General features: G+C 71.0%; 12 protein-coding genes. 8 read left to right on the plus strand and 4 right to left on the minus strand.

The genetic code is table 11. The annotated features are described in order from the left end of the window. Window positions 1-447: 447 nt before the first annotated feature. Window positions 448-1,161, minus strand: a complete 714-nt coding sequence (locus tag FHS29_RS17070; RefSeq protein WP_184691660.1) for an SDR family NAD(P)-dependent oxidoreductase — start codon at window positions 1,159-1,161, stop codon at window positions 448-450. Window positions 1,162-1,252: 91 nt separating this feature from the next. Next, window positions 1,253-1,774, minus strand: a complete 522-nt coding sequence (locus FHS29_RS17075; RefSeq protein ID WP_312864959.1) for an MOSC domain-containing protein — start codon at window positions 1,772-1,774, stop codon at window positions 1,253-1,255. A gap of 100 nt (window positions 1,775-1,874) precedes the next feature. Here FHS29_RS17075 and FHS29_RS17080 point away from each other — a divergent pair, with 100 nt between their 5' ends. Beyond that, window positions 1,875-2,111, plus strand: coding sequence for a hypothetical protein (locus FHS29_RS17080; protein ID WP_184691662.1), 237 nt, complete (start codon window positions 1,875-1,877; stop codon window positions 2,109-2,111). A gap of 221 nt (window positions 2,112-2,332) precedes the next feature. Here the strand turns inward: FHS29_RS17080 and FHS29_RS17085 are convergent, their stop codons facing one another. Next, on the minus strand, window positions 2,333-2,965 hold the full coding sequence (locus FHS29_RS17085) for an MBL fold metallo-hydrolase (protein WP_184691663.1): 633 nt from the start codon (window positions 2,963-2,965) through the stop codon (window positions 2,333-2,335). A 551-nt stretch (window positions 2,966-3,516) separates the two neighbouring features. On the opposite strand from FHS29_RS17085, the gene FHS29_RS17090 reads away from it, so the two are divergent. The 5 genes from FHS29_RS17090 (at window position 3,517) to FHS29_RS17110 (ending at window position 9,220) form a co-directional block, all read left to right on the plus strand. Continuing rightward, window positions 3,517-4,845, plus strand: a complete 1,329-nt coding sequence (locus FHS29_RS17090) for a lysine N(6)-hydroxylase/L-ornithine N(5)-oxygenase family protein (RefSeq protein ID WP_184691664.1) — start codon at window positions 3,517-3,519, stop codon at window positions 4,843-4,845. A 270-nt stretch (window positions 4,846-5,115) separates the two neighbouring features. Next, window positions 5,116-5,313, plus strand: a complete 198-nt coding sequence (locus FHS29_RS17095; RefSeq protein WP_184691665.1) for an MbtH family protein — start codon at window positions 5,116-5,118, stop codon at window positions 5,311-5,313. Between the two features lie 598 nt (window positions 5,314-5,911). After that, window positions 5,912-6,283, plus strand: coding sequence for a hypothetical protein (locus tag FHS29_RS17100; protein ID WP_184691666.1), 372 nt, complete (start codon window positions 5,912-5,914; stop codon window positions 6,281-6,283). Continuing rightward, window positions 6,280-7,095 (plus strand): ABC transporter ATP-binding protein, encoded by an 816-nt coding sequence (locus tag FHS29_RS17105; RefSeq protein WP_184691667.1) that lies wholly within the window; start codon window positions 6,280-6,282, stop codon window positions 7,093-7,095. Before FHS29_RS17100 ends, FHS29_RS17105 begins: the two co-directional genes overlap by 4 nt. 112 nt (window positions 7,096-7,207) lie before the next feature. Continuing rightward, window positions 7,208-9,220 (plus strand): HelD family protein, encoded by a 2,013-nt coding sequence (locus tag FHS29_RS17110; RefSeq protein WP_184691668.1) that lies wholly within the window; start codon window positions 7,208-7,210, stop codon window positions 9,218-9,220. A gap of 117 nt (window positions 9,221-9,337) precedes the next feature. Here the strand turns inward: FHS29_RS17110 and FHS29_RS17115 are convergent, their stop codons facing one another. Beyond that, a complete protein-coding gene (locus tag FHS29_RS17115; protein ID WP_184691669.1) occupies window positions 9,338-10,324 on the minus strand; it encodes an LLM class flavin-dependent oxidoreductase in 987 nt (328 codons plus the stop codon). A gap of 50 nt (window positions 10,325-10,374) precedes the next feature. Here FHS29_RS17115 and FHS29_RS17120 point away from each other — a divergent pair, with 50 nt between their 5' ends. Continuing rightward, entirely contained in the window at window positions 10,375-10,710 is a 336-nt protein-coding gene (locus FHS29_RS17120; RefSeq protein WP_312864960.1) for a GNAT family N-acetyltransferase, read from the plus strand. Window positions 10,711-11,003: 293 nt separating this feature from the next. Then, window positions 11,004-11,615 (plus strand): TetR/AcrR family transcriptional regulator, encoded by a 612-nt coding sequence (locus tag FHS29_RS17125; RefSeq protein ID WP_184691670.1) that lies wholly within the window; start codon window positions 11,004-11,006, stop codon window positions 11,613-11,615. Window positions 11,616-11,626: the final 11 nt, after the last annotated feature.

The raw sequence follows: 11,626 nt of genomic DNA on the forward strand, positions 1-11,626 counted from the left end.
AGTCGCGGCGCAGCAGGCGCTCGAGCCAAGGGCAAGGCCAAGTTCGACGCCTCGGGTGCCTGGCTGCGGTCCTGGTCGGGCGGGCTGGACGCTAGCGGTGGTCATGGTCACGCGGGCCGGACGCCTGGCGGTGGCCATGGTCGTTCGGGTCGGACGCCTGGCGGTGGTGGTCGCGATGGTGCAGCGCGGCGCTTGGCGGTCAACCGTCGTGCCTACATCACGGTCCGCGGGCAGCACCACCGTCTGGGCGGGCCGCATTACCGTCTGGCGGTGGCGGCACCGTCTGGGGTGGCGCTGTCCCGCAGGCCTGATGGCGCCGCCACCGGGGCGATCCTGCCCGTGGATGGTGACACCCGTGCGTGCTGGCTCAACCGGCCAGTTCAGCTGGCTCCAAACGACCAGTTCCCTGGCCGGCTCGCCGGCTGGCGCGCTGACTGGTTGGCCGGCTCACCAAGTCGGTCGTGCGCCGATGCCGCCGTCCACGACGAGGTCGTGGCCGGTTATCCAGGACGCCATTGGTGACGCCAGGAACACGCACGCGTTGCCGACGTCCTCCGGCGTACCCAGGCGCCCCAGGGGTGCGGCGGCGTGCCAGCGTTCGACGCCCTCCGGCCAGTCCTCGGCCAAGCCGGACCGATCGATGAGCCCCGGCGACACAGTGTTGATGCGGATGCCGAACCGTCCGTACTCCAACGCCGCCGAACGCGCGTGCATGATCAAGGCCGCCTTGGACGCGCTGTAGTGCGCGTGCCCGTGTGCCGGGTGACTGCCCTCGATGGACGCGATGTGCGTGATCGAGCCACCCGTCGACCTCATCACCTCGGCGGCGGCCTGGGTGCACGAGAACGCGCTCAGCACGTTGGTGTCCACGACCTCCCGCCACTCGGCGGCGGTCATCCCGGCCAGGTCCCGCACCGGCTGAACCCCGGCGCAGTTCACCACCGCGTCCAGCCGTCCCCGCCACGCCGCCGCCTCGCGCACCAGCCGGAAGCACTCGTCCTCCGAGGACAGGTCCGCCCGGAGCGACAGCGACCCGGCCGCCTCGCCCCGGAACGAGTGCGCGACCACCGCAGCCCCGGCGTCCGCGAACCGCCGCGCGATGCCTGCCCCGACACCTCCGCTCGCTCCGGTGACGAGTACTACGGTGTCCGTGAGGTTCATGTCCACGGACAGTAGTGCTACGGAGAGTAGCCGTCAGCGGCAGCCCCGCTGACCTCAATCCAGCAGCCGTGCGGCAGCCATTCAGCAGCGGCTACACCGGCTGGAGCGGTGCGTGTGGCTCGGTGGGCAGTTGTACCCGGATCCCGTCGCCCGGCCGCACCACGCCGCCCACGAGCACGACCGACATGATCCCCGCCTTGCGCACGACTCTGCCGTCCTCGTCCCGCCCGACCACCTGCTTGAGCAGCCCTTCCCGGAACGCCTCGATCTGCGGGCACGGGTTGCGCAGCCCGGTCACCTCGACGACCGCCTCCGGCCCGAGGTGCAGCCGGGTGCCGGTGGGCAGGCCGAGCAGGTCGACGCCGCGCGTGGTGATGTTCTCGCCAAGCTGACCTGCGGCGACGGCGAAGCCGAGGGCGTTGAGGTGGTCGTGCAGTTCGGCGTGCATCAAGTGCACTTGGCGCAGGTTCGGTTGCGTAGGGTCACGCCGCACGCGCGATCGGTGCTTCACCAGTTCGCCCGCGTGCACATCGCCCTCGACGCCGAGCCCGGCGAGCAGGCGGATCCCGTCCGCGTTCGGCTTGGTGAACGTGTACTCCGCGCTACGGCTCACAGCCTCGACTGTCCCCATGATTCCGACCCTAACCGGTAAGACTTCGGCCGGTCGCGGCGATGAATGTGGTGTACAACCCTGCGGACAACGGTAGATGATCATGGATGACGAACTGAACCACCGGGCGCGTGCCATGCTGCGGGCGGTCGCGGCCGGCCGCGCCGAAGTGACGCACAGTCAGGAACCCGACCTGCGAGTGGACGGACTGCTGTGCAGTGACCAGATGACCGCACGCCAGTTGGCGCACGCCGGGCTGGTCCGGCCGGCGCAACGTGATTGCGTCGGCCCCTGGGTGCCGGCGGAGATCACTCCGGCCGGTCGCGCGATGCTCGCGTAGCCGACCGCGGCCGACGCAGCCGACCGCGATGCTCGCGTAGCCGACCCCTGACGGCTGCGTGCACCCCTAGCTGTTCGTGCCACATCCGGTCTCAGCGGTAGCGGTCCCGATGTTGTCCTGTTTGGACGGTTCCACGTCCGACACCGGAGTTCGAAGTCGCTGACGGCCGGACGATCGCACGGTCGGGCAACCGAACGGCCGCACGGCCAACGGCCAGAAGGTCAGGCGGAGATCAGCGGATCGCCGTGCCCGACGCAGAGCACCTGCGGGGACAGGTCGGTCAAGCGCTGCACGGAATCCAGCAACCGCGCTCGGTCCAGGTTGAACACGCCGGGGATCGCTTTGCCGTCCACCACGGCGATGGTGTCGCCGGTGAACAGGATCCCTTGCTGTGGCAGGTGGATCGCGATGCTGCCGTCCGTGTGCCCGGGTATGGACAGGACCTTCGCGCCACCGCCGAACGGGAGTTCGGTGCCCTCGTCCACCTCGTGGTCGACCTCGGAACGGGGCGCGAACGGCACGCCAGGTGTGATGCGGTCGAACAGTTCCCGTTCCTCCGGCGGGATCACCGGGGACGGCGGGTCCACGTCACCGCGGATCACCGAGGCGTCCAACGGGTGCGCATACACCGGAGCGCCGGTCAGCTCGCGCAGTTTCGCCAGCGAACCCGTGTGGTCGTGGTGGAAGTGCGTGATCACGATCCGCACCACCTTGCCCAGCGCGGCGATGTTCTGGGCGTACCCGGCCATCCCGGTGTCGATGACGGTCAACTCGTCGCCGTCCTGCCACACGTACGCCTGTCCGATCGGGAACCGCAGCATCCGCAGTCCCGGCACCAGGTCGATGATCTCCACATCCCGACGCTAGGCGCAGGGCCGGCACGAAAACACGGTGTTTCGCCCTGGGCGGACCGAGTCCGACACGCGCCGCACGACGGCGTCGCACCACTACGCGCACGGCCGCACTGCACGGCCACTCGGCCTACGGTGCTACGCAACGACAGTCGGCCGCGGTACTCCGACCCCACTCCGCCGTTCGAGTGGTTTTCCCAGTAGCTAGGCCAAAAAGCGCACGAGCGCTGCGTCCACGGAGACCAGCAGTCAAGTACCACGAAACCGGCGGGAGTACCACGGAAATCTCATGACGCCGCCGAATGCCATGGGCAGTGCCAGGCTGATCGTCCCGATCCGTTCGGCGCCGCTAGCACGGACGCGAGGGTCACGGACCGTTCCGAACGGCCGAGGACGTCCCCGAAGAGCCTTTGTTCAGCGGGTTGCTTCCTCCGACCCGCAGGTGAGGCTAGCCTAAGCAACAGAGAGGTCTGGATCACTCCCATCCGGTAGCGGACTTAGGTTAGGCTCACCGAAGTTCGGTCACGCCCTGTTGTCGCACCGATGGGACAGTCATGCCACAGCCACCTGTCTTCGACGTCCTCGGCGTCGGCTTCGGGCCCTCGAACCTGGCGCTCGCCATCGCGGTCACCGAGTACAACGCCGCCGTCGGCCCCGAAGACGTGGTGACCGCGCACTTCCTCGAACGGCAGGCCGGCTTCGGGTGGCACCGGGGCATGTTGCTGGAGGACGCCACCATGCAGGTGTCGTTCCTCAAGGACCTGGTGACGCTGCGCAACCCCAGCAGTCCGTTCACCTTCCTGAACTACCTGCACGGCCACGGGCGGCTGGTCGACTTCATCAACCACAAGAACCTGTTCCCGCTGCGCGTGGAGTTCCACGACTACTTCGAGTGGGCCGCCGAGAAGGTCGACGACCTGGTGTCCTACGGCCACGACGTGGTGTCGGTGCGCCCGGTGACCGAGGACGGCGTGGTCACCCACTTCGACGTGTCCTCACGGACGTCGGGAGGCGAGGTGGAGGTGCGGCGCGCGCGGAACCTCGTGGTGGCAACGGGCTTACGGGCCAGCCTGCCGGACGGGGTGACGCCGTCCGACCGGGTGTGGCACAACCGGGACTTCCTCCAGCGGGTCGAGGCGCTGGACGACCCCCGGCGGCTGGTCGTCGTGGGTGCGGGGCAGAGCGGCGCGGAGGTGACCGCGTTCCTGCACGAGCGGTTCCGGGACGCCGAGGTCTGCGCGGTGTTCGCGCGCTACGGCTACAGCCCGGCGGACGACAGTTCGTTCGCCAACCGGATCTTCGACCCGGCGGCCGTGGACGACTTCTACGCCGCGCCCGAGCAGGTCAAGCGCCGGCTGATGGACTACCACGCCAACACCAACTACGCGGTGGTCGACAGCGACCTGATCGCCGAGCTGTACCGGCGGGTGTACCGGGAGAAGGTCGTTGGCGCGCAACGTCTTCGGCTGCTCAACCTGTCGCGGGTCGCCGAACTCGCGGAGACCGCGGACGGTGTGCGGGTGACCGTCGAGTCGCTGTCCTCCGGCGCCCGGACGGTGCTGGACGCGGACGCGATCGTGTACGCCACCGGCTACCGCGAGGCCGATCCGACCGGCCTGCTGGGCGACCTGGCCGCGCGGTGCGCGCGTGACGAGCAGGGCCGCCTGCGGGTCGGCCGCGACTACCGGCTGGACACCGACGACGACGTGCTCGGCGGCATCTACCTCCAGGGCGGCACCGAGCACACGCACGGCATCTCGTCGTCGCTGCTGTCCAACACGTCGATCCGGGTGGGGGAGATCCTCCAGTCCGTGCTGGACCGGCGTGCGCCGGCGGTCCCGGTCCAGCCCGCGTACGCGATCAGTGCGTCGCACCCGGGCTAGTCGACCGTCCCGAACGTTCGTCAGGTGCGCGAACCTGACGGGAAAGCCTCCGAAGGAGAACAGCGCGCATGTCCACGAAGTCCGAGGGCCGGCCGGGGAGATGCGGGTGGGGGTGCTCCGGCACCCCCACCCGTGGCACCGGACGCTCGTGGGCGTCTCGCCCGAACCGCAGCGTCACGGCCGTGCTGTCTGTTGTGCGCGGCCGAACTGTTCGATGATGTCACCGCACCGCACCGCACCGCGGCTCGCCGAGCCTGACCGGAGGACCCGATGACCAATCCGTTCGACGACGCCGAAGGCCGTTTCCACGTCCTGGTCAACGACGAGGGGCAGCACTCGCTGTGGCCGTCGTTCGCCGAGATCCCGGCCGGGTGGCGGGCCGTGTTCGGCCCGGATACCCGTGAAGCGGCCACGGCCTACGTGCAGGAGCACTGGACCGACCTGCGTCCGCTGAGCCTGCGCTCCTGATCGGTATGGGCCCGCGCGCGCCGGCGATCGCCTGGGGCGCCGCGTGCCGGAGCCGCGCTCGCGGCTGATCACGGTGACCGGGACGTCGTTCCCGCCGGACTTCCGCGAGTAGATGACGCCGCCCTCGGGCAGCGGGCGGACCTGCTCGACGGTGAGGTCCCGCACGCCCGCGTCCGGGCGGTTCCCCGGGCGGCCAAGGAGGACGTGGTCGCCCGGTAGCAGGCCCAGTTGGCCCTCGGCGTGCATTTCCGCCGATTTGCGGACCGCCGCTCAAGTCGAATCCTCGGCCATTCCGGCCGATGAAGACGCATTCCCACGGGAACGGAATGACGCCGCCCCGAGGGCGACGCAACCGTTGAAGGCGTCCCCTGGGAAATCGTTCAAGGCCCACCGCCTGCGCACCTGAACCGGGTATTGCCGGAATCGTGTCAAGAGGCGTTCAGGTGGCCTGGTCGAGTTCATCCGGCGCTCATCGGCCGACGAATGCCCGGAGCGGACTGTGTGACACGTCACGACTCGGCCTGACGGGCGAACCCGCCCTGCCGCTGACGATCTCCTTCGGTTAGCCTCACCTAAACAGTTGAGCGGGGAGGTGTGAATGGGACGGGGCGGCGCGCGGGCCACCATGCTCGTCGGAACGGTCTGGCTGCCGGGACCGGTCGTCCTGTTCAGCCTCTGGGGCGGCACTGCACTCCTCGCCCGCGTGGCGGCGATCCTGCTTCTCCGCCCGCGCACGTTCGACTCGCTCAGGTCCCGGAACGTCGGGTCGACGGCCGCGCCGTCACCCGCCTGCCGCAACACCGGCAGGCGGTCCGGGCCCGGCGGGCTGACGTCGGTGGCGGGCGATCCCGCGGTGCGACGACTGTTCCCGACGACCCGGGCGCCGGTCGGCATCGCGACCGGGGCGATCGGCGGGCTCTACCCGGTGTGGCCGCCGGCCCCCGGCAGGCGAAGGGGGAGTGGGCGATGAGAACCCGACTGCGTGCGGAGGACCTGACGCTCGCCTACGACGAGCGGCTGGTGGCCGCCGGGCTGGACGTGGAGGTCCCGGACGGGTCGTTCACCGTCATCGTCGGGCCCAACGCGTGCGGCAAGTCCACCGTGCTCAAAGCGCTGGCCCGGATGCTGAAGCCGCGCGCCGGCTCGGTGTACCTGGACGGGGCGCTCATCTCGTCGTACCGGTCGAAGGAGGTCGCGCGCCGGCTCGGGCTGCTGCCGCAGTCGTCCACCGCGCCCGGCGGCATCACGGTGGGGGAGCTGGTCTCGCGCGGTCGCTACCCGCACCAGCGGCTGCTGCGGCAGTGGTCGTTGGACGACGAGGAGATCACCGCGCAGGCCATGCACCTGACCGGCGTGCACGACCTGGCCGACCGGCTGGTGGACGAGCTGTCCGGCGGCCAGCGGCAGCGCGTGTGGCTGGCCATGGTGCTCGCGCAGCAGACGTCGATCCTGCTGCTGGACGAGCCGACCACGTTCCTGGACATCGCGCACCAGATCGAGGTGCTCGACCTGTGCGCGGAACTGCACGAGGACGGCGGGCACACCCTGGTCGCCGTGCTGCACGACCTCAACCAGGCCTGCCGCTACGCCACCCACCTGATCGCGATGAAGCCGGGCGAGGGCATCGTCGCGCAGGGCGACCCGGCCGACATCGTCACCGCCGAACTGGTGGAGCACGTGTTCGGCCTGCCCTGCCGGGTGATCGACGACCCGGAGACCGGCACCCCGCTGATCGTGCCGCTGCGCCGACAGCGCGCGCCGCTCGCCAGCGTGGTCGAATAGTTTCTCACCCGAATGGGATCGCGCGAATAGCGCCGCCCGTGGTATAAATAAGGGTTACTTCACCCTGGAACGGGGTGTGACGTGATAACCCAGTGTATCACAGGGGGCAAGCGTGGCAACAGGGGAATTGTCCACGGAACAGCAGAGGATCTCTTTTCTCTATTCACGGCTCGACCTGGAGCGGGCCGCCGTGAAAGCGGAGCTGGACGCGGCGCTGCTCGACCGGGACGAGCAGCGCTGGCACCGCGAGGTGGCCGTGCGGACGCTGTCCGAGCGGCTCGGCAGGTTGCGGGTGGCGGACGAAGGGCTGTGCTTCGGCCGCACCGACCACGCCGACGGCAGCCGCACCTACATCGGCCGGATCGGGTTGTTCGACCCGGCCGACGACTACCGGCCGTTGCTCACCGACTGGCGGGCGCCGGTGGCCCGGCCGTTCTACACGGCCACCGGGGCACACCCGGAGGGCCTCACCCGCCGGCGCCACTACCGCACTCGCGGCCGTCGCCTGGACGGGTTCTACGACGACGAGCTCCAGCTGGCCGGCACCGGCCTGCTGGAGGCGGTGAACGCGCCGCGCGCCGACACCATGCGCGACATCGTGGCCACCATCCAGGCCGAGCAGGACGAGGTGATCCGGCTCGACCACCGGGGCGTGCTGGTCATCGAAGGCGGCCCCGGCACCGGCAAGACCGCCGTCGCCCTGCACCGCGTCGCGTACCTGCTGTACACGCAGCGGGAACGCCTCTCCCGGCAGGGCGTGCTGGTGGTCGGGCCGAACCCGGGGTTCCTGCGCTACATCGGGCAGGTGCTGCCGTCCCTGGGTGAGACCGACGTGGTGTTCGCGACCCCCGGCGAGCTGTTCCCCGGCGTCCGCGCCACGCGGGAGGACGTGCCGGAGGTGCAGGGCCTCAAAGGCGGCCTGTCCGCCGTCGAGCTGCTCGGCGAGGCCATCGCCGACCGGCAGGAACTGCCGGAGCACCCCATGCCGGTCGAACTGGAGGACGTGACCGTGCACGTGGACGCCTCGGCGGCGCTCGCGGCGCGGGACCGGGCGCGGGCGTGCGGGCTGCGGCACAACGAGGCACGGCAGGTGTTCCACGACGCCCTCGCGGACGCGCTCGTCGCACCCGCGATGGCGCTGATCGGCAAGGACTGGTCGGACCTGGCCGGCGACGTGCGGCGGGAACTGGGCGACAGTCCCGACCTGCGCGAGGCGGTCGACGCGCTGTGGCCCGCGCTGACCGCGCGGCGGCTGCTGGCCGACCTCTACGAGGGCCGGTGCTTCGCGCTGGGCTACCCCGAGCTGTACCGCTCCGACGGCCGCGCGTGGACCGTGTCCGACGTGCCGCTGCTGGACGAGGCGGCCGAACAGCTCGGCACGTCCGGGGAGGCCGAGCGGCTCGCGGAACGGGAACGCGCCGAGGCCGTCGAGTACGCGCGGGGCGTGCTGGAGGTCATCGACACCGACCAGGCCATGCACGAGGACGAGCTGCGGGCCGTCGACCTGGTCCACGCGGAGTGGCTGGCCGACCGCCACGCGTTCCGCGACGACCGGACGGTGGCCGAGCGCGCCGCCGCCGACCGCGAGTGGACCTACGGGCACGTGGTGGTGGACGAGGCGCAGGAGCTGTCCCCGATGGAGTGGCGGGTCCTGATGCGCCGCAGCCCCAACCGCTCCATGACCGTCGTCGGCGACCTGCACCAGCGGCAGGCCGAGGCGGGGGTGAGGTCCTGGGGCGACCTGCTGTCGCCCTACGTCCGCGACCGCTGGGTGTACCGGCGGCTGACCGTGAACTACCGGACCCCGGCGGCGATCATGGAGTACGCCGCGCCGGCGCTGGCCGAGCTCGACCCGGCGGCGGTGCTGCCCGCGTCCGTGCGGCGGGGGGAGCCCCCGGTGGAGATGGTGGTGGAGGACCTGGAGGTGGTCTGGCGGCTGCGCGCGGAGTCGGGGACGTCGGCGGTGATCGGGTTCGTCGAGGGCGCCCTGACTCCCCGGGACGCCAAGGGGCTGGAGTTCGACACCGTCGTGGTGGTCGAGCCTGAGCGGTTCACCGCGGCGGAGCGCTACGTCGCCCTGACGCGCGCCACGCAGCGGTTGGTCGTGGTGCGGCTCAAGTCCTGAGGCCGCGGACCCGGCCGTCCGTCGTGGCGGCCGGGTCCGACCCGGGTCCGATCCGGGGCACACGCGGGTCCGACCCGGGTCCGGCGATCGGGCGCCGGCACCGTTTCCGCTCGCCGGCTACGGCTTGAGGTTCGGCAGCACCTCCGCCCCGAACAACCGGATCGTGTCCAGCACCGCCGAGTGCGGCAGACCCCCGATGTCGACCATCACCAACTGCGCGTCGAGCCCGAGCAGCTCGCCCAGGTGGTTGAGCCGGTCGGTGACCTCCACCGGGTCACCGCACACCGCCGCGCCGTCCATCAGCGCGGCCACGTCCGCGTCGCCGTCACCGCGCCAGGGGTCGGCGAACCGCGCGTACGCCTCCAGGTGCGGCCGCCACGTCCCGCGCGCCTCGGACGCCGTGGGCGCGACGAAGACGTGACTCGGCAACGCGACCCGCCCCCGGCCGTCCATGGCGGTCCGGTACCGCTCCACGACGGCCCGGTGGGTGCTCGGGTCGCGCAGGGTGCTCGGCAGCATGAGGGGCAGCCCCAGCTCGACCGCCAGGTCCGCCGACACGGCCGAACCGCTGCCGATCCACACCGGCGGCCGGGGCCGCTGGAGCGGGCGCGGCGTGGTGGTGACGTCGACCAGCGGACTGCGGAACCGGCCGGTCCAGGTGACGTGCGGGTCCGCCAGCAGGCGCAGCAGCAGCCGGAGGTTCTCGTCGAACCGTTCGCGCAGGTCGTCCCGCACCCCGAACGCCAGGTCGGTGCGCTGCGACACCCCGCGCGCGACGATCATCTCCGCCCGGCCCCCGGACAGCACGTCCAGCATCGCGAGCTCCTCGGCCACCCGCACCGGGTCGTGGTGGGCGAGCAGGGTGACACCGGTGGACAGGCGCAGCGTGGTGGTGCGTTCCGCGATGGTCGCGAGGAGCAGTTCGGGGGCGCTGACGATGTACTTCGTGAAGTGGTGCTCGCCGATCGCCACCCCGGTGAACCCCGCCTCCTCGGCGACCACCGCCTGTTCCACGATGGCGCGCAGGCGTTCGGCCTCGCTGACCACCCGGCCGGAGTTCGGGTCCGGCAGGTGGTCGCCCAGGATCAGCAGGTAGACGTCCATCCGGCAATCTTGCACCGGGCTGTTCCGGCGGGTGCGGTTACGGTGGACGGGTGCGGAGTCCCGGGCCCGCCCGGAGCACACCGCTCCACCACGAGAAGGAGAGCCGCGCCGTGGCCGTGACCGTGTCCGACAACGCCGAGAAGTCGCGCTACGAGGTCCTCCTCGACGGGGAGCCGGCCGGGTTCGCCGAGTACACCCTGGAACCGGGCCGGATCACGTTCACCCACACCGAGGTCGCCGTCGAGGGCAAGGGGTTGGGCAGCGCGCTGGTCGGGCAGGCGCTGGAGGACGCCGGGAGGCGCGGGCTCGCGGTGGTGCCCGAGTGCCCCTTCGTGCGCGGCTACCTGGAGAAGCACCCCGAGCTCGGCGAGGCTACCGAGAAATAGATCCGGGGGTGGAGTGGACGGAGCCCGGGGTCTTCGAGGTCGCGCCCGGTGTGCACCGCATCCCGTTGCCGCTGCCCGACGGTTCGGCACGAAGGTGGCGCTCGGGCTGGGTGAGCCGCCCTCGCTGCGCCAGGTGATCAGCCGCACCACCGACCACCAACTCGCCAACCTCGTCACCCCCCGGATCGTGGTGCCGTCCTGCGATGTCGTGACCGCCATGGCCGCCTCCTCGGCGGGAACCGGACGATGCAGTACCCGGATCGGTGCTGGTCCGTCCAGTACGGTCCCGGGCCATGGAGGAGACGAGATCCGCCCGCAAGCGCCGCGCGATCCTGGACGCCGCCCGCGCGGTCTTCCTTCGCAACGGCTACCAGGGCACCAGCATGGACGAGGTCGCCGCCCTCGCCGAGGTGTCCAAGCAGACCGTCTACAAGCACTTCGCGGACAAGGAACGGCTGTTCACCGAGATCATCACGAACGACATCCGGGAGGGCGGGCAGCGCTCCGACGTCGTCCTGGACCAGCTGCCGGACAGCGCCGACCTCGAACACGACCTGCGGGAGATCGCCCGCCGACTGGTCACCGCGGTCACCCAACCGCACCTGATCCGGATGCGCCGGGTCGTCATCGGCGAGGCCGACCGGTTCCCCGACCTCGCCCGCACCTGGTACTCCTCCGGTCCGGAGCGCGGCTACGAGCGGCTGGCACACCGGTTCGCGCAGCTCACCGACCAGGGACGGCTGAACACGCCGGACCCGCTGCCGGCCGCGCAGCAGTTCGTCTGGCTGGCGCTGTCCGTGCCGCTGAACAAGGCCATGTTCGACCCCGAGCCGTACCCCGTCGACGAACTCCACCGGTTCGCCGACGAGGGCGTGCGCACGTTCCTGGCCGCGTACCGCGGCTGACCGGTCCGGCC

Origin of the sequence: Saccharothrix tamanrassetensis (assembly GCF_014203665.1) — a bacterium.
GTDB lineage: Bacteria > Actinomycetota > Actinomycetes > Mycobacteriales > Pseudonocardiaceae > Actinosynnema > Actinosynnema tamanrassetense.